This window comes from Plectonema radiosum NIES-515 (genome assembly GCF_025753815.1).
In the GTDB taxonomy this organism is placed as follows: Bacteria; Cyanobacteriota; Cyanobacteriia; order Cyanobacteriales; family Nostocaceae; genus Hassallia; species Hassallia radiosum_A.
On sequence record NZ_JAOWRF010000299.1, the window covers coordinates 1 to 26,732 of the forward strand.

The window sequence follows — 26,732 nt, forward strand, 5'->3', positions numbered from 1 at the left end:
GGATAAGGGAGACAAGGGAGACAAGGGAGACAAGGGAGACAAGGGAGAATAAGTCTTCTTTCTCCCCATCCCCCCATCCCCCCCTCTCCCTCTCCCCACTTCCCCGATGATTCTGTGCGAGAGGGGACACAAACCTGGTAGATTTAGCTATCAGCGAGTAAAAAACTGGTTGAAGATGAAAGTCCTGGTTATTGGTGGTGATGGCTATTGTGGTTGGGCAACCGCACTTTACCTTTCCAATCGAGGTTATGAAGTTGGGATTTTAGATAGTTTGGTGCGGCGGCACTGGGATAATGAATTGGGTGTGGAAACTTTAACACCAATCGCACCAATTCAACATCGGATTCAGCGCTGGCATGATTTAACTGGTAAATCCATCGACTTATTCGTTGGGGATATCACCAATTATGAATTTCTGAACAAAGCGCTGCACAAATTTCAGCCTGAGGCAATTGTACATTTTGGCGAACAGCGATCGGCTCCGTTTTCCATGATTGACCGCGAACACGCAGTTGTCACACAGGTGAATAACGTAGTCGGCACTTTGAATTTGCTGTACGCGATGCGGGAGGATTTCCCAGACTGTCATCTGGTAAAGTTGGGAACGATGGGTGAATACGGTACACCCAACATCGACATAGAGGAAGGGTACATTACGATTGAACACAACGGGCGTAAAGATACTTTGCCCTATCCCAAACAGCCCGGTTCAATGTACCACTTAAGCAAAGTCCATGATAGCCATAACATACATTTTGCTTGTAGAATTTGGGGCTTAAGGGCAACAGATTTAAATCAAGGTGTAGTTTACGGCGTCTTAACCGAAGAAACCGGGATGGACGAAATGTTGATTAATCGCCTGGATTATGATGGAGTGTTTGGTACTGCATTAAATCGCTTTTGTATTCAAGCAGCGATCGCACATCCTTTGACTGTTTATGGCAAAGGTGGACAAACTCGCGGCTTTTTAGACATTCGCGATACAGTGCGATGCGTGGAATTAGCGATCGCTAACCCCGCACAACCAGGAGAATTCCGTGTATTCAACCAATTTACCGAACTATTTAGTGTCGGTGACTTGGCAACAATGGTGAAAAAAGCTGGAAACGCGATGGGATTAAATGTGGAAATCAATCACATCGATAATCCCAGAGTCGAAAAAGAAGAACATTACTTCAACGCTAAAAACACCAAACTGTTAGATTTGGGTTTACAACCCCACTATCTCTCAGATTCTCTACTTGATTCTCTGTTAAACTTTGCCGTCAAGTACCAAAAGCGAGTTGACAACAAGCAAATTATGCCGAAAGTCTCTTGGCATCGCAACAGCAAAGGATGAAGCAATGCGATCGCTTATTCTCTGGTTGTTGGTCATACTACCAGGTACGGCAGCTAGCGCTATCAGCGTCTACTACCTAATTCCCGAATGGGTAGTGCTAGATGCTAGCTACAAGCATTATCAGCAAATAGCTAAGTCTTCATCTTCGACGGTGAATGACTTACTAATTGCTGAAGCTGCAGAAAACAGACACAGAATAAATTGCTTTGCTGAAGGTGTCGGAGTTTTGTTAGGTGGGGTTATTGTCGCTATTGGCATTCATGGCATTTGCACCTTGCCTAACAAAACATCTTAATTTGAATGGGGAAACCTGACATGCAACTGGTAACAGAACCCTATTTAACTCAAGTAGATCGGTTGCCTAAAACTGGTCGGCATATTATAGCACAATATGACGACCATTCAATAGTTGTTTATCAAGCTTATCGTCCGGAAATTGGTCATTTTGCCGCCACTCATAATTATTTTGGGGGAGAATTTCAACTTGATCGCAAGTTCGTTTGCTATCTTACATCTCCCCAAAAGATGTAGAGACGTAGCAATGCTACGTCTCTACAAGGGTATTAACTTCCATTGCTATGTCTAATGTGAAAAATGATCATCACCCATCTGGGGCAAAATTAGAAAGACGAGCTATTCAGCTAGGGTTACGGGGTCAAATTTTAGCTAATTACACCAAAAATTGGATTGTGAAGATTGAGGATATTTCCGAATTTGTCCACCAGCAACGGCAAAAGATTAAAAGTGACTGTGGGGAATTGATTGCGCCCCGCGAAACAGTTTACTCTGTGAGTGATACCGAAATACAACAAAAGCTGGGATTATCCGCCTTTACTGAATAGTAGTTTATGAGAATTGCCTTATTCACCGAAACCTTTTTGCCCAAGGTTGATGGGATTGTGACACGCTTAAGTCACACCATAGACCATTTACAGCGCAACGGCGACTCTGTGCTAGTGATTGCCCCTGAGGGTGGAATTACTGAATATAAAGGAGCAAAAGTATACGGCGTGACTGGCTTTCCGCTGCCTCTGTATCCAGAGTTAAAAATGGCACTTCCTCGCCCAGCAATTGGCTACGAACTGGAAAAGTTTCAGCCGCATGTTATTCATGTAGTGAATCCGGCAGTTTTAGGATTGGCGGGGATATTTCATAGCAAATTACATAATATTCCCCTAGTAGCGTCTTATCATACCCACTTGCCGCAGTATCTTCATCATTACGGCTTGGGAATGTTAGAAGGTTTTTTATGGGAATTGCTGAAAGCGGGGCATAATCAAGCCGCGTTGAATTTGTGTACCTCTACAGTGATGATGGATGAACTGACGACACACGGTATAGAAAGGGTGAATTTGTGGCAAAGAGGAGTAGATACAGAATTATTTCATCCAGATTTAGCCAGTAAGGACATGCGATCGCGTTTATCGCAAAATCACCCAGAAAGCCACCTGCTACTATACGTCGGACGTCTTGGTGCTGAAAAAGAAATTGAGCGCATCAAACCAATATTAGAAGCAATTCCCGCAGCGCGTTTGGCATTGGTGGGAGATGGTCCCCACCGTCAAGCACTCGAAAAACACTTTGCTGGGACAAACACTAATTTTGTCGGTTATCTGACCGGCAGAGATTTAGGCTCTGCTTTTGCTAGTGCCGATGCTTTTATTTTTCCTTCCCGGACAGAAACGTTAGGATTAGTATTATTAGAGGCAATGGCTGCCGGGTGTCCGGTGGTAGCAGCTCGTTCGGGCGGAATTCCTGATATTGTTACAGATGGGGTAAACGGGTATCTTTTTGAGCCAGAAGCTGATATCCAAAGTGCCATAACCGCTACTGTTCGCCTTCTAGAACAGAAACAAGAACGAGAAATCATCCGTCAAAATGCTCGACGAGAAGCCGAACTTTGGGGCTGGGCATCTGCCACACGCCAGCTACAAGATTACTATCATACATGTGCTCTACTCTGAATATCCCAAAGCTGCATAACATTTGGTAATTAATAAAAGTTAGAACTGAGGAGTGAGGAGTGAGGAGTTACAAACTCCAAACTCCAAACTCCAAACTCCTAACTCCAAACTCCAAACTCCAAACTCCAAACTCCTAACTCCAAACTCCTAACTCCAAACTCCAAACTCCAAACTCCAAACTCCAAACTCCAAACTCCTAACTCTAACTCCGATTCCCCATTCCCCTTCACAATTCCCCAATCATGACACTTCCTAGCCCTGGTAGCGTCCTGGCTACATTAACTGAACTTACTCAAGTTAATCGCACCCACGCTCTACTGCGTCGTGTCAAAGACCTTTCTGTCAACGAATTTGTTTGTTTACTAGATTTTATTACCGCAGAATTTCAGCAATTTCTTAGGGCAATTGAACTAATTAATAATGAAGCCCTAGAAACAATGCTGGAGAAGGTACTAGAGGCAATTACGCTGAAAATTGGTCAAATTCTCCAAGCTGAACATACTACAATTTTTTTGGTTGACCATGATAAAAATCAATTGTGGTCAAAAATTGCCCAAGATAACAGCCAAAAACCTTTAGAAATTCGCACTCCACTCACAGTAGGCATTCCCGGTCATGTTGCCAGTACGGGTGAATATTTAAACATATCTCAAGCCTCTACTCACCCTTTATTTAGCCCAGAATTAGAAAAACAAATGGGCTACAAAATCCGCAATATTTTATGTATGCCAGTTGTCAGTAGCAAAAATCAGATTGTAGCAGTAGTACAACTAGCAAATAAAGCGGGAAATATTCCTTTTAATTATGATGATGAAGTCTGTTTTCGAGATTTTGCTTCTTCTATTGGTATTATCTTAGAAAGTTGCCAATCTTTTTATGTAGCAGCTCGCAATCAAAGAGGTGCAACAGCACTTTTGCGGGCTACTCAAACATTAGGGCAGAGTCTCGATTTAGAAGCGACTTTACAAATAGTAATGGAGCAAGCCAGGATTTTAATGCAAGCAGACCGCAGCACGCTGTTTTTGCATCGCAAAGAAATGGGTGAACTTTGGACGAAGGTAGAGGTAGCCGATCGCTCAACTATGGTGGAAATCCGCATACCTGCTAATCGTGGCATTGTCGGTTATGTGGCGTCTACTGGTCAAGCTTTAAATATTTCGGATGCTTACAAAGACCCGCGCTTTGACCCAACTACAGATAGAAAAACTGGTTATATAACTCAAAATATTCTCTGTTTACCAGTGTTTAATTCTGCTAATGAATTAATTGGCGTGACGCAGTTAATTAATAAGCAGCAAGGCAGTTTTACTTCCTCTGATGAAGAGTTTATGAGAGCATTTAATATCCAAGCAGGAATTGCGCTGGAAAATGCTCGTTTATTTGAAAGTGTGCTGTTAGAAAAACAATATCAAAAAGACATTTTACAAAGTCTATCTGATGCGGTAATTTCCACAGATATGCAAGGTCGTATTGTCACAATTAATGATGCTGCTTTAGAGTTACTTGGTTGTCCTTTGGGAGAAGTTAATACCAAAAATAACAAGGTTTTATGGGAACAAAAATTGATTAATCGGCTGGTTTGGGAGGTTGTGCCGATTGACAATTTACAAATGCGGTTGGAGGATAGTTTAAAAACTGGCGCAAAACATTATGTACCAGAGCAAAGTTTGATAGTGGGACTGTATAAAGTTCAAAGTGAGGAGTTAGGTAGAGAGGTTCCTGAGGAACGTCTGTACAAAAGTGAGGAGTTAGGTAGAGGTAGAGACGTTCCGGTGGAACGTCTGTACAAAAGTGAGGAGTTAGGTAGAGAGGTTCCTGAGGAACGTCTGTACAAAAGTGAGGAGTTAGGCAGAGAGGTTCCTGAGGAACGTCTGTACAAAAGTGAGGAGTTAGGTAGAGAGGTTCCTGAGGAACGTCTGTACGAGAGTAAAGAAATTAATACGGATGACATTTATATTCTGGCAGTAGGCGATCGCACTAACCCAGATATATTTATCCCCTGGAATCAATTGCTTACTCCCCAATCTGAGTTATTAAATTCTGCTGGTGTAAAAAAAATAGAGCGCAGTACTAATCTCACTGTTAACCCTCTAACAAACCCAGAAGGGGGGGTGCGGGGTGGTTTGGTGGTGCTAGAAGACATCAGTCAGGAAAAACGGATGAAAACTACAATGTACCGTTACCTGACACCCCATGTGGCAGAGCAAGTTATGGCACTGGGAGAAGATGCTTTAATGGTAGGTGAGCGCAAGGAAGTCACCATTTTGTTTTCTGATATTCGAGGCTACACCACATTAACAGAAAATCTCGGTGCAGCTGAGGTAGTTTCGCTGCTAAATCAGTATTTTGAAACGATGGTGGAAGCAGTTTTTAACCATGAAGGGACTTTAGATAAGTTTATTGGGGATGCTTTAATGGCAGTGTTTGGTGCGCCGCTAACGTTAGTGGAAAACCACGCTTGGAAGGCGATACAATCGGCGTTGGATATGCGAGAACGATTAGGGGAATTTAACCAACGGCGGATTATTCAAGCGCAACCAGAAATTTATATTGGGATTGGTATTAGTTCTGGGGAAGTGGTTTCGGGTAATATTGGTTCCCAGAAACGAATGGATTATACAGTAATTGGCGACGGCGTGAATTTAAGTTCGCGCTTGGAAGGAGTAACTAAAGAATATGGCTGCGATATTATTTTGAGTGAGTTCACTTACGAATTGTGTAGCCATCGCATCTGGGTACGCGAGTTAGACAAAATTCGAGTTAAGGGTAAACATCAAGCGGTGAATATTTATGAGTTAATCGGCGATCGCTCTACTCCCCTAGACAACACCACCCACGAATTTTTATCACATTACCATGCCGGACGCGCCGCTTATTTATCGCGCCATTTTCAAGAAGCGATCGCCTGTTTTGAAGCCGCAAAACGCATCCGACCCACAGACCAAGCTGTTAATATCCATCTAAAACGCGCTCGTAATTACCAACAAATACCTCCCCAAAATTCCTGGGATGGAGTCTGGACGATGCTTGCAAAGTGAGAGTCAATATTCTTGTCCTACTCCCCCTCATCATCCTGAAACGGGTGTTCACCAATTCTGAGTTGTTTTTTCGTGTGTTTCAACTCTTTCCAAAGACCCTTGATTTGCTCATATGCTTCTTCTGGGGGTAGTTTTCCACCTGTTTCTAAGTTGCAAATGTAGCTGATTTTCTGAGCAAATTCCTGTAAATTCGCATTAAAAACTAAGTTTTCTGGCTTTACCTGACCGTAATAACGACCACGAGGATAGAGAAAATCGTCTTTATTCATATTGTTATATTGTTATCTCCATTGATTACACCCCTTGCACTCCAAGCTCTGCAACTTAATAGCAGCAAAGAACGAGTCACTACAATCAATACTTACCGACTATATTTATTTAATCATTAATTTAAATGCTGATTGTAATTAACTTAACTTTAAACTACCAACTTCTCTGTGGTATTGTGTAAATGAATTTTTTCACTACTAAATTTGATGTAAAAATACTATTATAAACGTCAAAAAATATACCCTAGACTCGGCTGACGATTGACTTGGGGAAAATTTTCTTTCGCTGTTTGTCATTTGTCTCCAGTTAATGACTAATAACTAAAGATAAAATGGTTAGGCTCGAAAGCATCAAAGCTGCCGATCGCCTAAAAAACTTTACCTGCCATCATGAGTGTTAATTCCAAGATATACGAAGGCAAAGCAAAAATTCTCTATTCAACGGAAGATCCGGAAGTTTTGTTAGCTGATTTCAAAGATGATGCCACTGCCTTTAACGCTCAAAAGCGTGGTAGTATTTTGGGTAAAGGTGCCATTAATTGTAGCATCTCCGCTAAATTATTTCAAGAGTTGGAAACGCAAGGCATCAAAACTCACTTTATTGACAGCCCAAAGCCAAATCAAATGCGGGTAAAGGCAGTTAAAATTGTGCCTTTAGAAGTAGTGGTGAGAAACATTGCTGCCGGCAGTCTGTGTCAGCAAACAGGATTGGCACTAGGAAGGGTTCTGAAAGAGCCTTTGGTAGAGTTTTATTACAAGAGTGATGAATTAGGAGATCCTTTGTTGACAAGCGATCGCCTGCGTCTATTAGAACTCGCAACTCCGGAACAAGTTGAGACAATAACCCATCTAGCATTGCAAATCAACGAGTTTCTCCGTGGCTTTTGGGAGCGGTGTGGAATTACACTAGTAGACTTCAAACTAGAATTTGGTGTTGACTCACAACAGCAATTGCTCCTAGCAGATGAAATTAGCCCCGACACCTGCCGTTTGTGGGATCAAGCCGAAAACGACCCCAACCGCCGAGTAATGGACAAAGACCGCTTCCGCCGAGACTTAGGGAATGTAGAAAATGCGTACCAGGAGGTTTTGCAACGAGTGCTGAAAGATGAGGGAGAAAGGGAAAAGGGGAAACGGGAAAGGGAATAATAAGAGGAGGAAAGGGAATGAAAATAAAGAATCATTTAAATAGATGTATAACATTTTCCCCCTTTCCCTTTCACGGCAGTTGCAGATAGCGCTCTTAACCTGTGCAACGCACTGCCTCCCCTTTCCCCCTCTTTAGTAAAGTAAGATTGCTTTTCGTTATTTGTGTGGATGTGAAGAGGAATGTGAATAAAATGCGTTTATCTCCCGTGCTGGTGGCAGCGTTGACAATTGCAGCCCCTTTGGGCAGCTCTTTGAGTGCAAATGCACAAACCCCTAATAGCTCAAAACAGAAACCAGTCGTTTTGCAACCAACGACAAATCAAGACTCGCAACTGTTAAATCAAAGTGCAAACGTTCAAGGTGCAGCAGCCTTAAGAGTAGAACCTCGTTCCATCTCGAATGTGAATCTGGAAAACCTCAAAAAGCAGCCAGGTGTTGTTGCCGTCTTTCCGGCAAAGAAGTCAGTAGTCATAATACCAAGCGTCACAGCACCAATCACGGCACAAAATCCGCCGTCAAACCAAAATATTCCCGGTTCAAATACAGTTCCGGATATTCCCTCACCTGAGAATCAACAACAAGCTCCTTCCCAGACTCCACCAACACTGAATCCTAATCAGCCAACACCTGAAGAAAACCAACAACAGCAAAATCAACAATTCAATCAGCCAGCACCAGGACAAAATCAACAACAATTAAATCAACAATTAAATCAGCCAGCACCCGAACAAAATCAGCCAGCACCAGGACAAAATCAACAACAAAATCAGCCAGCACCCGAACAAAATCAACAATTAAATCAGTCAGCACCCGAACAAAATCAACAACAAAATCAGCCAGCACCAGGACAAAATCAACAATTAAATCAGCCAGCACCAGGACAAAATCAACAATTAAATCAGCCAGCACCCGAACAAAATCAAGAAAACGCGACCCCCCCAGAAGCGACAGAAGCCCGCGTTTTAGTATCAGAGGTATCGGTTAAAACTCAGACAGGGCAACAACTATTACCGGAACTAGAAAATCAAGTTTACCGAGCGATTCGTACACAACCAGGAAGGACAACAACGCGATCGCAACTACAGCAAGATATCAATGCCATCTTTGGTACTGGTTACTTTTCCAACGTTCAAGCAGTACCAGAAGATACGCCATTAGGCGTGCGTGTCAGCTTCGTAGTGCAGCCCAACCCGGTCTTAACTAAAGTTCAAATTCAGGCAAATCCTGGCACAAATGTCCCGTCCGTATTGCCTACAAACGCTGTTGATGAAATCTTCAAAGAGCAATATGGTGGCATTCTCAACTTGCGTACCTTGCAGGAAGGCATCAAGACTTTAACCAAGCGCTATCAAGACCAAGGTTATGTATTAGCTAACGTAGTGGGTGCTCCGCAAGTAGCAGAAAACGGAGTTGTCACCCTGCAAGTAGCAGAAGGGGTGGTAGAAAATATTCGTGTTAGATTCCGCAATAAAGACGGTCAAGATACAGACGATAAAGGACGACCAATCCGGGGTCGAACGCGCGATTATATCATCAAGCGAGAATTGGAATTGAAACCCGGACAAATTTTTAACCGGAACACAATACAAAAAGACCTGCAAAGGGTATTTGGACTAGGACTATTTGAAGATATAAATGTTTCCCTTGACCCAGGTACTGACCCTAGCAAGGTGGATGTAGTAGTGAATGTGGCTGAACGCAATAGTGGTTCCATCGGAGCCGGTGCGGGGATTAGTTCTGCCAGTGGGCTGTTTGGTACTATCAGCTATCAGCAGCAAAATTTAGGGGGAAGAAACCAAAAACTAGGTGCGGAGGTACAAGTAGGACAGAGAGAATTACTGTTTGATTTGCGGTTTACAGACCCGTGGATTGCCGGCGATCCTAACCGCACTTCCTACACAGCGAATATTTTCCGTCGTCGGTCGATTTCGTTGATTTTTGATGGCAAAGATAACAATATTCAGACTCTGGGAACGCAAAGACAAGATGGCACGTTCCCCAATGGCGATCGCCCACGTGTTGTCCGTACCGGTGGTGGTGTCACCTTTACTCGTCCCTTGTCCGGTAATCCCTTCACAAATTCCGAATGGACAGCTTCAGCTGGTTTCCAATATCAAAGAGTTTCCCTCACTGATGCCGATGGCAACATCAGAAGGTTAGGACGAATCGAGAATAGTACTAACCCAAACGATCGATTACAACTAAGTCAATCAGGGGAAGGTAGAGACGACTTGCTGCTATTGCAATTAGGAGCCGCACGCGATCGCCGCAATAACGCCTTGCAACCTACCAAAGGTTCTTTTCTCCGCGTGGGGATCGATCAATCAGTGCCAGTGGGATTAGGCAGCATTTTCCTCACTAGATTACGGGGTAGCTACAGCCAATATGTCCCCGTCAAGTTGACTAACTTTAACAAAGGAGCACAAACCCTCGCTTTCAACATTCAAGGGGGAACCGTTTTCGGTGACTTACCTCCTTACGAAGCCTTTACCCTTGGTGGTAGCAACTCCGTCCGGGGTTATGAAGAAGGACTATTAGGTAGTGGACGCAGTTATGTGCAAGCATCACTTGAATATCGCTTCCCTGTTTTTTCCGTAGTCAGTGGTGCACTATTTTTTGATGTCGGTAGTGACTTGGGAAGCGGTACTAGGGCAGCTGAGTTACTCAACAAAGGTGGTACAGGCTATGGCTACGGTCTTGGGGTGCGCGTGCAGTCCCCACTAGGACCGATTCGCGTTGACTACGGTATCAACGACGATGGTGACAGCCGAATCAATTTTGGTATTGGGGAAAGATTTTAAGGAGTCAATAGTCAATAGTAGTCAAAGTGATTTGACCATTGACTGTGGACTAATGGATTGTAGACTAATGGACTATATGCAACAACACACAATCGCTGCGACAATCACCCAAACAGGAGTCGGACTGCATAGCGGTGAGAAAACTCAGGTACGGATACTACCAGAAAATGCGGGTAGTGGACGCTACTTTGTGCGGGTGGATTTGCCGGAGTTACCGATAATTAAGGCACAAGTTGCGGCAGTGAATGAGACTCTGCTTTCGACTCAGTTGGGTAAAGGGGTGGCGTGCGTTCGCACTGTAGAGCATTTATTGGCGGCTCTGTGTGCAATGGGGGTAGATAACGCCAGAATTGAGATTGATGGGGCGGAAGTGCCTCTTTTGGACGGTTCAGCGCAAATTTGGACACAAGCGATCGCCCAAGTTGGTTTAGTCTCACAAACTTTGACTAACGAGGAAATTCCTTTGGTGATAACCGAACCAATTTGGGTTCGTCTTGACGATGCTTTTGTTTGTGCTATCCCAGCGTCAGAAATTCGTTTTACCTACGGGATTGACTTCGACCTGTCGGCGATCGGTAATCAATGGTACAGTTGGTCACAAGGCTCAAAGAAGGCAAATGCATCAGTTGCCTTTGCTGCGGAAATTGCCCCTGCCCGTACTTTTGGTTTATTACATCAAATTGAATATCTGCAAAAATCAGGGTTAATTAAAGGCGGAAGCTTGGATAATGCCCTCGTTTGCGGACCCGAAGGTTGGTTAAATCCACCATTAAGATATGCAAATGAGCCAGTACGTCATAAAATCTTGGATTTAGTAGGAGATTTAAGTTTACTAGGAAATTTATTACCTAGTGCTCATTTCTTGGCGTACAAAGCCAGCCACAATTTACATATTCAACTTGCCCAGAGGATTTTAGAATTGTCAGCGGTTGGCGGTTAGTCAAAAGCTAAAAACCTAAATCCTGGTAAAGTTAAAACCGGCACCTACGAATCAAGCCAAAACAGTGAAATTAACCGAGCGTGCCAATGTCAATTCTCACCGAAGTTAACACAGTTACCAATCCCGATTCTGCATCTACCAAATCTCAAACAAATGAAACAAGTACATCTGAGACAAAAACGATTTTTACAATAGAAGAAATTCAGAAGCTGTTACCTCATCGCTATCCTTTTTCACTTGTAGACCGAATTATCGACTACGTACCAGAAAAACGCGCTGTTGGTATAAAAAACGTTACCTTTAATGAACCCCAGTTTCAAGGACATTTTCCCGGTAATCCGATTATGCCGGGAGTGCTAATTGTTGAAGCTATGGCACAAGTCGGCGGTATCGTTTTAACTCAACTCCCAGAGTTAGAGGGCGGACTTTTCTTATTTGCAGGTATAGATAAAGTCCGGTTTCGCCGCCAAGTAGTACCAGGCGATCAACTAGTAATGACCGTGGAACTGTTGTGGGTAAAACAACGTCGTTTCGGTAAGATGCAGGCTCGTGCCGAGGTAGACGGTCAGCTCGCTGCCGAAGGCGAACTGATGTTTTCACTTGCTAATTAAAAAGTCCGCTTTTGTGGTATTGGCACCACCGTGAGGTGCCCATTACTGATTCTTGAAGAAGAATAGCAGTAAATAAAACTTGCCACAACCGCATTGTTTAATTTCTAGATTTAAAACGCCCTCACACATAACTTGCGATCGCCGATTCTCTCACTCACACAATACCTAAACATTCAGCACTCAAGACTATTCTGGAGATGCACCCTTGAAAACTCTTATTCATCCAACTGCTGTAATTCATCCTAACGCGCAAATCCACTCGAGCGTGCAAATCGGTGCGTATGCGGTTATTGGAGGGCAAGTCAAAGTAGGTCCGGAAACTATTATTAGCCCTCATGTTGTCCTCGACGGACTCACGGAAATTGGGGCAAGAAATCACATTTTTCCAGGCGCCTGCATTGGCATGGAACCCCAGGATCTAAAATACGCTGGCGAACCTAGTTGGGTTAAAATTGGCGACAATAACCAAATTCGGGAATATGTCACCATTAACCGAGCCACAGGCGCTGGTGAAGCAACTATCATTGGCAATGGTAACTTGTTAATGGCTTACGTCCATGTAGGTCATAACTGCATCATTGCCGATTCGACAATTATTGCTAACTCTGTGGCTTTGGCTGGTCACGTCCATATTGACTCCTGCGCTCGACTGAGCGGCGTTTTAGGTGTCCATCAATTTGTCCATATCGGCGCTTTAGCAATGGTCGGCGGGATGACCCGTATTGACCGCGATGTGCCACCATATATGATGGTGGAGGGGAATCCATCACGGATACGAACCCTCAACCTTGTAGGACTCAAACGCTCTGGAATGAGTTCTGCTGACTTGCAAATCCTCAAAAAAGCCTTCCGCTTTCTCTACCGTTCTGAGTTAACTTTTAAAGACGCTTTGGAACAGTTGGAACTGCTGGGAGATACAGAACAGTTGCAGTATCTGCGCCGCTTTCTGCTATTATCTCAAATGCCAGGAAGACGCGGCTTGATTCCTGGAAAGGGCAAAGCAGCGGTCAGTGATGAATCTTGAATCTGGAGTTAGGAGGAGCGGAGTTAGAAGTTAGGAATTATATCAATTATCAAAGCCTGTCGGCGCAGGCTTTTTGAAAGCATTATCTGAGTAAATGGTATTAAATTTAACATTTAATTCCTCACTCCTAACTCCTCATTCCTAACTCCTAACTCCTCATTCCTAACTCCTAACTCCTAACTCCTCACTCCTAACTCCTAACTCCTCACTCCTAACTTTTTACTCCTAAGTTTATATAATGCGAATATTTATCAGCACCGGTGAAGTGTCTGGCGATTTGCAAGGAGCGTTGCTGATTGCAGCACTTCAACGTCAAGTCGTTGCGGCTGGGTTAGAATTAGAGATTGTGGCGCTGGGTGGCGAAAAAATGGCGGCAGCTGGCGCCCATCTGTTGGGTAATACTAGTAGTATTGGCTCAATGGGTCTTTTTGAATCGTTGCCTTATGTTTTGCCAACTATCCAGGTGCAACGAAAGGCGATCGCTCACCTGAAAGAAAATCCACCAGATTTGGTAGTATTAATTGACTACATGACACCCAATCTGGGCATTGGCACTTATCTGCAAAAGCATATGCCACAAATTCCTGTGGTCTATTACATTGCACCCCAAGAATGGGTTTGGTCGGTGAGTTTAAGTAATACTTCCCGAATTGTCAGCTTTACAGATAAACTTTTGGCAATCTTCTCAGAGGAAGCTCGTTACTACCAAGAAAATGGCGCTAAAGTTAGCTGGGTAGGACATCCTTTAGTTGACCGAATGGAAAACGCTCCCAGTCGTGAAGTTGCTCGTGGTCAGTTGGGGATTGCAGCAGAACAGGTAGCGATCGCTCTTTTACCCGCTTCTCGTCGCCAAGAACTAAAATATCTCTTACCAGTAATTTTTCAAGCTGCTCAAAATATTCAAGCTAAGTTACCCGAAGTTCATTTCTGGATTCCTTTATCTCTGGAAATATACCGAGATTTTATAGAGAAAGCAATACAGCGTTATCATTTGCGGGCAACTGTAGTATCTGGTCAGCAACAAGAAATTATGGCAGCTGCGGATTTGGCAATCACTAAATCTGGTACAGTCAATTTAGAACTTTCCCTGCTAAATGTGCCGCAGGTTGTTGCTTATCGACTGCATCCACTGACGACTTGGATTGCCCGTAATATTCTTAAAGGTTCTATACCCTTCGCATCACCAACTAATTTAGTGGTGATGAGAGAAGTTGTACCAGAGTTTTTACAAGAGCGAGCAACGTCAGAAAATCTGACTCAAGCTGCAATGGAATTACTGCTTAATCCCAGCCGAAAAGAGCAAACTTTGGCTGATTATCGAGAAGTGCGGCAACATTTGGGAGAAGTAGGAGTATGCGATCGCGCAGCTTGTGAAATTTTACAACTGGTTCCTCATCGTGCGATGTTGGTGATTTGAGAGTGCGATCGAGTCAATAATTTCAGGTAGAGACGCTTTAAATCGCGTCTCTTTGCATTTTTAATTCAATCACAAGCCAAAAAATAAAGATATGAGATAATTATATGATGTCCGTTTAATTAACAAAGTCGGCGTGAAAAATTAAAGGTTTGTAGTGAGCGCTTTAGCGCTAAAGCGCTGACTACGAAGGAATCACAGACGTTTACGTTTGTTTACATAGTTCGGTTTATTAACGCCGACCTAGTTAACATTAATAAAAACATAGCAACCCTGGTAGAGACGTTCCGGCAACCCTAGTAGAGACGTTCTGGCAACCCTAGTAGAGACGTTCCGGCAACCCTGGTAGAGACGTTCCGGCAACCCTGGTAGAGACGTTCCGGCAACCCTAGTAGAGACGTTCCGGCAACCCTGGTAGAGACGTTCCGGCAACCCTGGTAGAGACGTTCCGGCAACCCTGGTAGAGACGTTCCGGTGGAACGTCTTTACAGTATATGTGATTTGTTGGACATGATATTATATTGATTGCCAATATGGCTTTGTCAGATTCAGGTAATACTTTCAAGCTTAAGAATTGCAAATATGATTCACAGTCATAAAAAAAAAGACCTATCGCTGTTGATTTATTTGCTGGTGCTGGGGGGATGTCTCTTGGTTTTGAGCAAGCAGGCTTTGACGTACTTGCATCTATTGAAATTGATCCAATTCATTGCGCTACACATGAATTTAATTTTCCTTTTTGGAGTATTTTATGTACAAGTGTCGTTGATACTACAGCAACAGAAATTAGAAGTAGATCCTCTATTGGTGATAGAGAAATAGATGTGGTGTTTGGTGGACCTCCATGTCAAGGTTTTTCATTGATAGGTAAACGTGTTTTTGACGATCCTCGGAACTCTTTAATACATAATTATATCCGGTTGGTTTTAGAATTACAGCCAAATTTTTTTGTTTTAGAAAATGTCAAAGGAATGACTCTGGGAAAGCATAAAGAGTTTATTTCAATCATCATTAATCAATTTGAAAACAACGGTTACAAAGTTCGTCAAGATTACAAAATCTTAAATGCTGCTGAATACGGGGTGCCACAGAATCGTGAACGATTATTTTTGCTAGGTTGTCGTCATGATTTTGAATTACCAAATTATCCACAAGCTATTACTAGACCTCCAAAATCAAATAAAGCAAGTTTAAATAGCCTTCTTTCGTTAACCCCTACAGTTTGGGATGCACTTCAAGACCTACCTGAAGTAGAAAATTACATAGAGCTATCTGAAAAAGATTGGGTGAAAGAAGCAGATTTTGGTAAACCAAGTAATTATGGTAGACAACTTCGTGGTCTTTCCTCTACAGATAAAGACTATTCCTATGAGCGTAAATATGATCCGAGAATGCTTACCTCAAGTTTAAGAACAAAGCATAATTTAGAATCACGTCATAGATTTGAGTCTACTCCATGCGGCAAAACAGAACCAATAAGTCGTTTCTATAAACTCCATCCGGAAGGAATATGCAATACGCTGAGAGCTGGAACCCCTAGTAATAGAGGAGCTTATACTTCTCCTAGACCGATTCACCCATTTACCCCAAGGTGTATAACTGTACGTGAAGCTGCACGTTTACATTCTTATCCAGACTGGTTTAGATTTCATATAACAAAATGGCATGGATTTCGACAAATAGGAAATTCTGTTCCACCATTATTAGCTAAGGCAGTGGCGTCAGAAATTATTAAAGTTATTGATATAAAACCAATTAAACTAGGAGTTATACAAGATTTAGGAAACGAAAAATTACTGATTTTTGATATGTCTAAAGCTGCCAACTATTACAGTGTTAATCGACATATTATAGAGCCAAGAAAGAGAAGTTAAAGGTGAGCAAAGAAAGAATATATAGCAATACGGTTCAGTTAAGCCCAAAATAGGAGTGTAGAGACGCGAAATTTCGCGTCTCTACAGGTCAAAAATTAGTACCAAAAATCCTTAACTGAACCGTATTGGAATATATAGCAGATTTCACTCCTAAGTTCGTACATATATAAAACCCCAAACCTTGTAGAGACGTAGCAGTGCTACGTCTCTACGTGTATTAAAAGAATTAGGTTGCATGTGCTACGTCTCTACGTGTATTAAACGAATTAGGTTGCATGTGCTACGTCTTTACGTGTATTAAAAAAATTAGGTTGCATGTGCTACGTCTCTACGTGTATTCGATTAAAGCGGTGGGTGCTGTATATAGCAATTCCCACATTCATGAGGTATGGAATATTGAATTAACCGCTTCGGAAGACAGATAAACAAAAAATGGACGCAGATAAATTTCTACCTCAGCAGGTTAGGAAACGCTATAATACAACGATCAGTTAAGCGCTGCCGGATTGATCGTGAGATTGGTGAAGCGTTGGGTACTCAATTGGATGCTGAAAATGCCGATCGTCCGGTTCGATTGGTGCGTTAGCACATATCAGCCTTCATCTGCAATCTACTAGAGCGAACCAGAGACAACGGCTTCTGGTTGATAGCGAATACCAGCTTGGGTGAAGCGTCGCATCGCTTCACCCAAGCGATCGCAATCAGCAATCAAGCTGATCCGCACGTATCCTTCACCAGCAATCCCAAAAGCGTTACCTGGTGTCACTACCACACCAGTTTGCTGCAAGACGTTCATGGCAAAATCTGTTGAACCCATACCTGGGGGACACGGAACCCACAAATACATCGTCGCTTTGGTTTTGGGAACATCCCAACCCAACTTTCCTAACTCTTGAATCAAAAAGTCGCGACGGGTACGATAGCGTTGCTGGACTTCATGCAAGTATACATCAGGCAGTTGTAAAGCGGTTTCGGCGGCAGTTTGCAATGCGGCAAAAATGCCGTAATCAAGATTGGTTTTCAAAGTCCGCAAACCTTGAATTATATGGCGATTTCCTACCACAAAACCGACGCGCCAACCTGCCATATTATAAGTTTTAGAAAGAGTGTGAAACTCTACGCCGATTTCTTTAGCGCCGGGGATTTCTAACAAACTTGTGGGTTGATAGCCATCAAAAGCTAACTCAGCATAACATAAATCGTGTACCAAGATGATTTCATGTTTGCGGGCGAAGGCGACGATTTCTTCAAAGAATTCGCGGGGGGCAGTGGCAGCGGTGGGATTGCTGGGATAATTGAAGTAGAGCATTTTCGCGCTTTGGGCAACGTCATCGGGAATTGCTCCTAAATCAATTAACCAGTCGTTTTCTGGTTTGAGAATTAAGCTGTGGATTTTGCCTCCAGCGATCGCAGGTCCGCGAAAATGTGCGGGATAAGCGGGAGAAGGAACCAAAACTAAATCACCCGGATTTATATAGGCGATCGCTAAATGTGTCAATCCCTCTTTAGAACCAAGTAGCGGCAAAGCTTCGCTATCAGGGTCAAGAGTCACACCATAGCGACGATGATACCAATTAGTGATGCTGGTGCGAAAGCTCGCAGTGCCTTCAAACGGTGGATAACCGTGATTGGCAGGATTTTGCAAAGCAGCGATCGCCGCTTCCACAACTGGCTGCGGTGTTGCTCCATCGGGGTTTCCCATCCCCAAATCAATCAAATCTAATCCTTGTTCCCGCGCTTTCGCTTTCAGTTCATCTAACCGTGCAAATACGTAAGGTGGTAGTTTTTGTATACGTTCTGCCGGGACAATCCAATCCAAACTCATTCCTGAACCTCGTCAATTCCCCTTATTAATACCCGCAAAGCTGTAGTATCTATTGGTGCAGTGGTGGAAACCATCGCTGCCATCAACTGTTCCAACGCCACTTTAAATGGTAGTCGATGGATGTCAGAATTGGGCGAAGTAGCAATTTCTGCCGCTGTTTGCAACTCACTTAAGGTGATGTTACCCAATCCTAAATCGCTCAACTTTTGCGGCAACCCAATCTCAGTATAAAACTTCAACAACTGTTGCCTTGCCGCTGCTGCTAGCTGCGATCCCTGTACCATTTCTTCTAAGCGTAGTTGCACCAAGATACCGTAAGCGACCTTTTCGCCGTGAATACTGTCGTGTTTGCAAATGTGGGTTAAACCATTATGCACTGCATGTGCCGCAACAGTACGACATTGTGCCCCACCAATTCCACCAATTACCCCAGCGAGTAAAACGGTAGCGTCTACAACTTCTCGCCAAATGTCGCTTCCTGGGGTTTGGAGGGCAGCGGCTGACTTTTGAAACAAAATATCTCGCAAAACTCGTGCTTGTTGGACTGCGGATATAATTAAGGTTTGTTCTGAGTGTCCGCTGCTAACAGAGGCTTCGTACCATTTAGCGATCGCATCCCCAATTCCCGCAACCAAAGTTCGTTGTGGGGCAGTTTCAATTAAGTCATAATCGAGTATCAATAAATCGGGACACTGAGAAAGCGTCACATCATATAAAAACGCACCACTTTCAGAGTATACATTTGAAAGGGCAGTCCAAGCTGCACAAGTTGCGGCTGAGGTAGGAATTGTTACCACAGGCAACTGTAATTGATGAGCGACTAATTTAGCTGTATCCAGTGCTTTACCACCACCAACACCGATAATGACATCAGCTTGATGTAATGTAGCCTTTTGCTTTAATAATGACAGACTAGCTTCACAGCAATCTGCACCGTAAGATGCTTGAGCAACCTGCAATTGCTGTAAAATCGGTTGCAGGTGAGTTTCGGTAATCGCGAGAGTGCGATCGCCTCCCAAAATGAGTGGACGATTTCCTTTTCGAGCGATCGCTTCACCGCAATTCGTCAACGCACCCGCACCACGGATGACTTTTGCTGGTGCGATCGTCAGAGTAAATAATGAATTAGAAGTTTGAGTAGACAAAGTAGGATAAAAAATGATTAGGCATATATTCTAGTTTGCCAAAAAAAGTTTGATATTATTTAACTTATATTTTGCACCTGCACGCCCGCGAAGGATCAGGCTATACGAAGAAAACCCTACGCAGGTTTCAAAGCTTAAATTTTCCTTTATTTTGCACCTGACGACTGAAGTCGCAGCTACACAAACAAAACCCACCTACGTGGGTTTCAAATCCTTAATTTTCCTTTAGTCCACGCAGGTGGACTTCGTTTGTCTAGCCGCGAATTCTATTCGTCGGGAACTAAAAACAGCGACTTTTCACAAAACAAAACCCACCTACGTGGGTTTCAAATCCTTAATTTTCCTTTAGTCCACGAAGGTGGACTTCGTTTGTCTAGCCGCGAATTCTATTCGTCGGGAACTAAAAACAGCGACTTTTCACATAATCCGCCAGCCGCACAGCCAAAGCGACAATCGTCAGGGTAGGATTAGCAAAGCCGCCAGTAGGGAAAACCGAACTCCCGGCTAAAAATAAATTCGAGACACCGTGAACTTGACAATTTGCATCGACAACACCCTGTTTGCGATCGTCATGCATCCGTGTTGTCCCCATATGATGATGCGTGCTGATAGATAGAACTTGGGGAAGTTCTCCATCCGATGCAATCTGGAATTCGCCTAATCCGGCGCGAGCAAACTCATCTGCTAAAATTGCTTGGGAAGTCTTTATACTATTAATATCAGTTTCAGTCCAACGCCAATTTAACTGGGCTTTTGCACAACCAAGCCGATCGAGTTTACTACTAAGCATTACCCGGTTATCAGGATGAGGAGCTTGTTCAGTTTGACTCACCACTTCAAACATTGTAAACTTCTTATCTTTATTTTTTTTGTACGACCATCCACCCTGACTTAAATTAGAAAACGTCAGTTGATGAAGAAAGTGACGCTTATACCATTGAAGAAAAAGACTATCAAAGTCTTTAATTACATTTGCTAAATGTTTAGGAATATCTTGAGGTATTTCTCCGCGTCGAGTTGCCGCAAGCAAGATTTTTAAAGAAGCTTTTCCTGCCGTTCTAAATTCGTTATGTGTCGGAAAAATCGACGTTGTAAATTTGTTATGTCTGGGAAAAAGCAATGCACTCATATTGAGTAATTTTTCTTGACGCATCACTTCTTGAGCTAAGGTAATTTTTCCCATTACAGGGACATTGTTTACCAAGCGTAAATCGTATAAAGCTGTCGAATTGAAGATTTTGGGATTATTAGGGACAATCGTACCCGAACGAATTAAGGGATGATCCATAAAGAATCTGCCCACTAAATCGTTTTCATTACCTAAGCCATTTTTTTGCGTCTGGTTTGATAGTAATAACAACCGGGCATTTTCAATCCCACCAGTCGCTAAGATAAATACTTTTGCTGTAACCCAAAATTTATTTCCTTCCAAAGAAGCCACTTTTAAACGAGTTACGGTCTTAGCTGTTTCCTCAGTTTCAATTTCTACTACATTTGCATTGAGATAAGTTGTGATATTAGCCGAAAGATTGATTTTATCGCGATATTCATTGAGAAAAATATCGCGAGTCCCAAACTGAAACATGCTAGTAGTTACACGTTCATTATTAAAGGGTAGCCGAGGAGATTTATTATCCTCCCAAGCTTCAGCCTCATAGGCAAAATTTCCCAGCTTGCAAACAGCTTGAGCGCGTTCGTAGAAAGGATTAAGATGAGATTTATTAAAACACCATCCACTATAGGGCAACCAATCGCGTTTTTCAAAGTCTATTTCGTCTAAAGGCATATGTCTCAGACCAATTTGCTTGTTATATATTTCAATACCCCAAGCATTAGCTAGTCCACCATATTGACGCTGACGCATTTCATGTAGTTCGGGAAAATTATCAGCAATAGTTTCACCTTCACAAAGAGACTGTGTTTCTTGATTAAATTCCAAGTCACCACTTTCTAATAGACAAACTCGAAAATCTTGCCCAATAAATTCTCGTGCCAAGGTAATTCCGGCTGGACCTGCACCGACAATACAAACTTCAGTTTGAATGACTTCATCTGTCGGTAAATTACGACTATCAATAAGCATGGTTTTTAATATTCCTAATTTTTTCCACTGTTATCTAGTTATTTGTTGCAAAGATTCAAAAATATTTTTACAAATATTTTTCATGGAAAAAACAATTTTTTGGCATGAAATGCTGCAAAGCAAAAGACATCGACTGAATTTAAATATGCGTTATCCAGAACCTCTAGAGACGTAGCAGTGCTACGTCTCTACATTTTTTTGACGTCTATATATAAAGAGCAATGAGGTAGTTGAATCGATGCAAAAAGATGCAAGTATCTCTACAAACAACGAAGATACTTGTTAAGTTGAGAAATGTAGTTATCAATTGAGTGCAATAGACATCTGTTGGAAAAGATGTAGAGACGTAGCAGTGCTACGTCTCTACAAAGGTTTCGGGTAACGCACAGTTCATTTTCACCATATGTCCAATACACCCAGGCTGTTTACGAACCAGAAGAGAAAGCCTTGGCATTATGTACTACATACAATTGAGCACAGCGATAGATTTAGTAACTTTAGATAAACTCCAGAGCTAATAATTCAGCTTATCTATAAAAAGAAGGATAAAACAGGATAAAATATTTAAAGATATACTAAAGCTTTATATTTAGTCAGATTCCCGACAACTTCTGCGAAGTCGGGAATTTTGCAATCACCCAGTTAGGCAATTAAGCGGTTGGTTTTGGCAGTAGCGCGAATTTTTCTGGGTAAATTTCAATCGCGATTTCTGAGTTTTCACGAGAAGTAAGCGATCGCTTGACCTCACCCAAGTATAGTGGCACAGAAACCCCAGGTTCTGGGTGGATAATAGTACGCGATCGAATGATCATTTGGTTATCTCCCCGTGAACTTGAGCGTCCGTAAGAATATAAATTGCTAGCTGCTTGACGTAGAGTAGCTTCTAATTCCTCTGGAGTGATGCTCGGTGGTATAGCAATCACCGCTTGTGTAGACCCATTATCATAAACTAGAGAATACTTCACTGCACCCGGAATCACCGTGCGACTCAAAGGTCCCAAGGAGAGTGCAAATAAACCAGTCGTCATCACCAGCATAAAGCCAGTCGCACCCACCAGCCGAAAGCGGATGCCCCATTTCAAAATAAAACCCAGGATTGCGATCGCAGCAAAAACCAAGCTAGCAATTCCTGACCATTGAGTGTACTGAAGAAAATCAGCGGTTGTGAACATAACAGTTGGCTATTTAAGTATCTTGTTTTTTGTTACTGATAACTCATTCTACCTATAGCCATTGTCACTCCAACTTTAAAAATTACTTTTTATACTAAAAGAATGTTTCTACGATGTTTTCCTACTCTTATATCTTCAACATCACCCCTGCTGCGTCATCCAAACGAGAAAACCCAAAATTTGCTCAACTGGAGGGAGAGGGTAATCTGTAAGGTCAATGGACGCGCATTGCCCTTCCAACTTCAGAAACCGCCAAACCGTACCACTGGTTACTGTTCCGTAAATCGTCGAGATCGGCTGTTGCTTTTGCTGGTTAAAGCGTTGAGCTGCAACCATTTCGGCGAGGCATTGACCTAGCGCTGGTTTCAGGTCTTCCTTTTTTGCTTCCACCAGAATCACCGCAGGGGCTTTGATAAATAGCTGTTCTGGGGAACGACTAATGAGAAAGTCAACATAGCCAGTGAGTTCAGCCTCCGGTTCGACATTGAATTCCTCACCAGAGAAAACGCTAATCTGTCCTTTGAGTTGGCGTTTCACTTCTAGTAACACGGGATTGATGATGCCCTCAGAACGGGCTTTCTCGGTACTCACTGCGATCGCCCAAGGAATCGTTTCTTTAAGAATATCCACTAGCAAAGTGGTAGGGGTGAGTGAGGGAATTTCTGGCAGGAAACGACTCCCTTCAACGATTGTGAGTTGGAAATCCTCTACAGCTTTACTCAGAGTGAATTTACTATAAGGCATAGATTTATAATTATTAGAGAGTTTAAGCTTCCCCGGTCTGAAGACGCGGGGATTTCTTTATAGTCCATAGAAAAACTTTCTTAGGGGCACTTAAAATCCCTCTACCTACTCCACTTAAGTCAAACTTAAATATCGCAGCTACTTTTTTAATTATGTTGGCAGCCCCATTGCAGTCTGCATTTATTTTGATCCCAGTTGAGGTTTGAAATTGACCTCTAGTAATGCGAGTACCACTACTTTTCCACCATAAGGGTTTGGCACCAAATTTAGGTAGAACATCACTATCTAAAAACGAGGTTTTAGAGGTATAGGATTCTTCAGTTTCAATAAAATCAATTCCGTGTTGTTCGCACAGTTGAGCAATACGGTCTTTGAGTTTAGCTGTCGGGATTTGAACAAACTTTTGGTTATTTTTTTTGCCCATGTATGAACTATGTTTCTGTCCACTATTCCACCCAAAAACAATTGAGCCAATCTTGTTTTCTATGCAGTGGTTAATCACGATTCTTGCGGCTTTATTTACTGCATCCCGCATTTGCCTATTGCGCTTTTCTGTAATGGAAGCAAGTCGGTTCGACCAAAAGCCTTGAGCTTTCCCTTCTTTGAGAGAGGCAATTGACTTGTTGTACCACTGGTTTAAACTTTTTAGATGCAATCCATCAACTATAAAAGAAGTGCCAGCGTTAGAAACACAAGTTAACCAATTGTCTATCCCGTGGTCGATTCCAAGCACTTTGGACTTATCAACTTCAACAATTCTATGCTCAGTTTTGTAAATAAACTCAGCATAGAATTGACGGTTTCTTGGTAAGATTCGTATCTCTCGAATAGCTTTAAAGTCAAGGTTTGAAGGCATAGGTAAGTAAAAAGCATCAACCCCAAACCAAGTTTTGACTAAACTGCCTAGTGGAAACCGTAGCATTCCATCTTTTAATTTAATAGAACGTCCGGTAAAAGTAGCAAGTGCCATTCCACCTGACTTGCGATAATCCGGTAATCGTGGTTTTTGGGTAACAGTACCTTTTTTTATGCCCTTTAACAGTCCAACAAACGATTTAAAGGACTCTGCGACACCTGTTAAAATTTGTTGTGCGGTGTCAGAATATAAAGCTTGGTAATGCTTGTTTTTCTGACTTAACCCAACTGCGGTTATCAAGTCTAGCCTACTTGGAAATTTGCCTGTTTTGAAATAGAATTGTCGAGAATAGTAAATCCCACAGTTAGTAAGGTTGTTGGATTCTCTACAAACAAACTCAAGTAATGCTTTTAAATCCTTATTAGGACTAATTAAAATCTGCTGACAACCATAAGACATTTATTGACTTGACATATTTTCACAGCTAGTATTAGTCTACCAATAGTCGATTCGGTTGTCAACATGACATTTAAAAAGAACCACCAGCTAGGATTTGTTAGTACCCGTAAAAGAAAATTAGCCAAACAACCAATTAGCTTTAAAGGCTTTGAAGGTCAGCTAGAGGAGTTAAGAAAAATTGATGGTTGGCAAGAATCTTTAAGAGAAGTTGTTGATAGACTTATCGATGCGGCGAATATTGACGGTGGTTAAAACGCGAAATGCGCCGGGGGGATACTCCCCCCGGTCACTTTCGCCACCGTTGGCGTTTCCTCCACGGTCTAAAGCCTCGTGGTTTCCACGCCGTTCGGCGTACTTCTTATGAATAATCTAGCTCTTTACAAAAGGGCATAAATAACTACGCACTCAATTTTAAATCCCACACCCGATGCAAATTCAGCACAAAATCCGGTATCACCGCTTCACCAGACAACTGAGTCGGATTTTCCAACACTTCCACTGCTAATTCTGGTCGATAAATTTCTACCCGTCGCTGCTGCGGTTCGATTAACCAGCCAAGTCTTGCACCATTATCCTTATATTCTCTCATCTTAGCTTGCAGGGACTTGAGGCTATCCGAGCTAGAGCGTAACTCAACGACAAAATCAGGACAGATATTAGCAAAGGTTCCTTTTTGTTCTGGAGTAAGTGCTTCCCAACGTTCTCGGCTCACCCAAGAGGCATCAGGAGAGCGAGTCGCACCATTAGGTAAAATGAAGCCAGTCGAAGAGTCAAAAGCTTTACCCGGTTCGCCCGAATTACGCCACCACAAATACAATTCTCCAGAAATACTCCAATTCCGTTCTCCAGTTTCCCAGCCTGTTGGTGGGTTCACAATTAACTCTCCTTGTGCGGTTCTTTCCAGTGTCAAGTCTGGGTTGGCTGCTGCTAAGGCTGCAAACTGTTCCTGGGTGACGTACAACCCGATTGTAGACGGCAACGAAATCAATAGGGTTTCGGTTTCTGGACTGGTGGGTGTCTGTATCATCGTGACCTCTTACACAATAGGGATTGGGTGAAAGATGCCTGCCCTATTAACTAAACATTCTACAGGTTTGTCTTCGCGATCGCTTGTAGAATGACAGTATAGAGTAGCTCCCGGTTAAAATAGTTCATTTTCCTTTTCCTTTACTTCTAGCTGGTTGTAGCGATAGACTATTCCACAAACAGTAGAAAACAGTAACCAAGCTAGAGTATTCAATCGGAAATCAAATAAAGTTACGTCTGCCGTATTAAATAGCACCCACCCAACCAAGACAAGAAGGTAACTGAAAAGTATCAATTTGTCTTCTTGGTCGATATCTTTTGACCTTCGCAAAACTTGGACACCGGCAAATAAAATCCAACCGAGTAAACCACAAAATAACAAAGTAATGGGAAGCCCTGTTTCAGCACAAAGCATCACAAACAAGTTGTGAGGATGACCCAAGCGAATCTGTGAATGTGTTTTGTAGAGTTCAGTAAAATTGCGTAAACCCCAACCAGTCCAAGGACGCTGTTCAGTCAAAGACCAAGCAAATTGCCATTGGGTTTTTCGCATTAAGGCTGTTGGTCTATCGGGATACATTTGGTCGTTTAACCGTGCCCAAAAGAAAGCAGGAACGACTTGACGAAATATAACTGCGATCGCTTGGGGCGCAAAAGCAGCTAACATGACGCTAGCGACGACACCAGAAACAAAAGCGATAATAATTCGCCAACCAAGGTAAACAGCATAAGCGAAACAGGCAGCAATAGCGATCGCCCAAGCATTGCGCGAGTTAGTTAAAATCAACGCTGCAAAGTTGGCAATTAGTACCACAGTCAGGAAGAGGAAGGGGAGAGGGGAGGAGGGGGGGATGGGGAGAAAGAATTGTCCCCTTGTCTCCAAGGTGTCTCCAAGGAGTCCTCCTTGTCCCCCTTTTCCCCCTTTTCCCCCTTGTCCCCCTTGTCCCCCTTGTCCCCCTTGTCCCCCTTGTCCCCCTTGTCCCCCTTGTCCCCCTTGTC

General features: G+C 42.8%; 23 protein-coding genes. 14 read left to right on the forward strand and 9 right to left on the reverse strand.

All coding sequences use genetic code 11. The features are described 5' to 3' along the window. Positions 1-175: 175 nt before the first annotated feature. From OGM63_RS20990 to OGM63_RS21015, 6 genes are all read left to right on the forward strand, one after another. On the forward strand, positions 176-1,339 hold the full coding sequence (locus OGM63_RS20990; protein ID WP_263747618.1) for an NAD-dependent epimerase/dehydratase family protein: 1,164 nt from the start codon (positions 176-178) through the stop codon (positions 1,337-1,339). 4 nt (positions 1,340-1,343) lie between these two features. Beyond that, the gene (locus OGM63_RS20995) at positions 1,344-1,634 is read left to right on the forward strand and encodes a hypothetical protein (protein WP_263747597.1); all 291 of its coding nucleotides are present in this window, start codon (positions 1,344-1,346) and stop codon (positions 1,632-1,634) included. 20 nt (positions 1,635-1,654) lie between these two features. After that, positions 1,655-1,870: a DUF4291 family protein gene (locus OGM63_RS21000; protein WP_263747598.1), complete on the forward strand. Its 216-nt coding sequence runs from the start codon at positions 1,655-1,657 to the stop codon at positions 1,868-1,870. 47 nt (positions 1,871-1,917) lie between these two features. Beyond that, entirely contained in the window at positions 1,918-2,181 is a 264-nt protein-coding gene (locus OGM63_RS21005; protein ID WP_263747599.1) for a DUF4291 family protein, read from the forward strand. Positions 2,182-2,187: 6 nt separating this feature from the next. After that, positions 2,188-3,303, forward strand: coding sequence for a glycosyltransferase family 4 protein (locus tag OGM63_RS21010; RefSeq protein ID WP_263747600.1), 1,116 nt, complete (start codon positions 2,188-2,190; stop codon positions 3,301-3,303). 242 nt (positions 3,304-3,545) lie between these two features. Beyond that, a complete protein-coding gene (locus tag OGM63_RS21015; protein ID WP_263747601.1) occupies positions 3,546-6,341 on the forward strand; it encodes a GAF domain-containing protein in 2,796 nt (931 codons plus the stop codon). Positions 6,342-6,358: 17 nt separating this feature from the next. Here OGM63_RS21015 and OGM63_RS21020 read toward each other — a convergent pair whose 3' ends face one another. After that, positions 6,359-6,610, reverse strand: coding sequence for a DUF7219 family protein (locus tag OGM63_RS21020; RefSeq protein ID WP_263747602.1), 252 nt, complete (start codon positions 6,608-6,610; stop codon positions 6,359-6,361). A gap of 390 nt (positions 6,611-7,000) precedes the next feature. Between OGM63_RS21020 and purC the strand changes: the two genes are divergently transcribed. From purC to OGM63_RS21055, 7 genes are all read left to right on the forward strand, one after another. Further along, positions 7,001-7,759, forward strand: coding sequence for a phosphoribosylaminoimidazolesuccinocarboxamide synthase (purC, locus tag OGM63_RS21025; RefSeq protein ID WP_263747603.1), 759 nt, complete (start codon positions 7,001-7,003; stop codon positions 7,757-7,759). Positions 7,760-7,950: 191 nt separating this feature from the next. Further along, a complete protein-coding gene (locus tag OGM63_RS21030; protein ID WP_263747604.1) occupies positions 7,951-10,560 on the forward strand; it encodes a BamA/TamA family outer membrane protein in 2,610 nt (869 codons plus the stop codon). Positions 10,561-10,627: 67 nt separating this feature from the next. Beyond that, positions 10,628-11,500, forward strand: coding sequence for a UDP-3-O-acyl-N-acetylglucosamine deacetylase (lpxC, locus tag OGM63_RS21035; RefSeq protein WP_263747605.1), 873 nt, complete (start codon positions 10,628-10,630; stop codon positions 11,498-11,500). Between the two features lie 86 nt (positions 11,501-11,586). After that, on the forward strand, positions 11,587-12,111 hold the full coding sequence (gene fabZ, locus OGM63_RS21040; RefSeq protein WP_263747606.1) for a 3-hydroxyacyl-ACP dehydratase FabZ: 525 nt from the start codon (positions 11,587-11,589) through the stop codon (positions 12,109-12,111). Positions 12,112-12,316: 205 nt separating this feature from the next. After that, positions 12,317-13,135 carry an acyl-ACP--UDP-N-acetylglucosamine O-acyltransferase gene (gene lpxA, locus OGM63_RS21045; protein ID WP_263747607.1) on the forward strand — a complete coding sequence of 273 codons (819 nt, stop codon included), beginning with the start codon at positions 12,317-12,319 and terminating at the stop codon, positions 13,133-13,135. 238 nt (positions 13,136-13,373) lie between these two features. Further along, positions 13,374-14,552, forward strand: coding sequence for a lipid-A-disaccharide synthase (gene lpxB / locus OGM63_RS21050; RefSeq protein WP_263747608.1), 1,179 nt, complete (start codon positions 13,374-13,376; stop codon positions 14,550-14,552). A gap of 608 nt (positions 14,553-15,160) precedes the next feature. Further along, positions 15,161-16,423, forward strand: coding sequence for a DNA cytosine methyltransferase (locus OGM63_RS21055; RefSeq protein ID WP_263747619.1), 1,263 nt, complete (start codon positions 15,161-15,163; stop codon positions 16,421-16,423). 613 nt (positions 16,424-17,036) lie between these two features. Here OGM63_RS21055 and OGM63_RS21060 read toward each other — a convergent pair. The 6 genes from OGM63_RS21060 to OGM63_RS21085 form a co-directional block, all read right to left on the reverse strand. Continuing rightward, on the reverse strand, positions 17,037-18,248 hold the full coding sequence (locus tag OGM63_RS21060) for an aspartate aminotransferase (RefSeq protein WP_263747609.1): 1,212 nt from the start codon (positions 18,246-18,248) through the stop codon (positions 17,037-17,039). Beyond that, positions 18,245-19,393, reverse strand: coding sequence for an iron-containing alcohol dehydrogenase family protein (locus OGM63_RS21065; RefSeq protein ID WP_263747610.1), 1,149 nt, complete (start codon positions 19,391-19,393; stop codon positions 18,245-18,247). The genes OGM63_RS21060 and OGM63_RS21065 overlap by 4 nt, the downstream gene beginning before the upstream one ends. Positions 19,394-19,793: 400 nt before the next feature. Beyond that, positions 19,794-21,476 carry a GMC oxidoreductase gene (locus OGM63_RS21070; protein WP_263747611.1) on the reverse strand — a complete coding sequence of 561 codons (1,683 nt, stop codon included), beginning with the start codon at positions 21,474-21,476 and terminating at the stop codon, positions 19,794-19,796. A 650-nt stretch (positions 21,477-22,126) separates the two neighbouring features. Next, positions 22,127-22,648: a Ycf51 family protein gene (locus OGM63_RS21075; RefSeq protein ID WP_263747612.1), complete on the reverse strand. Its 522-nt coding sequence runs from the start codon at positions 22,646-22,648 to the stop codon at positions 22,127-22,129. 141 nt (positions 22,649-22,789) lie between these two features. After that, positions 22,790-23,392: a hypothetical protein gene (locus OGM63_RS21080; RefSeq protein ID WP_263747613.1), complete on the reverse strand. Its 603-nt coding sequence runs from the start codon at positions 23,390-23,392 to the stop codon at positions 22,790-22,792. A gap of 22 nt (positions 23,393-23,414) precedes the next feature. Continuing rightward, a complete protein-coding gene (locus tag OGM63_RS21085) occupies positions 23,415-24,707 on the reverse strand; it encodes an RNA-guided endonuclease InsQ/TnpB family protein (protein WP_263747614.1) in 1,293 nt (430 codons plus the stop codon). 63 nt (positions 24,708-24,770) lie between these two features. Here OGM63_RS21085 and OGM63_RS21090 point away from each other — a divergent pair, with 63 nt between their 5' ends. Then, entirely contained in the window at positions 24,771-24,959 is a 189-nt protein-coding gene (locus OGM63_RS21090; protein ID WP_263747615.1) for a hypothetical protein, read from the forward strand. A gap of 145 nt (positions 24,960-25,104) precedes the next feature. On the opposite strand, the gene OGM63_RS21095 is transcribed toward OGM63_RS21090, so the two are convergent. Both OGM63_RS21095 and OGM63_RS21100 read right to left on the reverse strand, forming a co-directional pair. Then, a complete protein-coding gene (locus OGM63_RS21095) occupies positions 25,105-25,734 on the reverse strand; it encodes a Uma2 family endonuclease (protein WP_263747616.1) in 630 nt (209 codons plus the stop codon). A 114-nt stretch (positions 25,735-25,848) separates the two neighbouring features. Next, positions 25,849-26,732: O-antigen ligase family protein (locus OGM63_RS21100; protein ID WP_263747617.1), on the reverse strand; the 884-nt coding region annotated here is incomplete at its 5' end.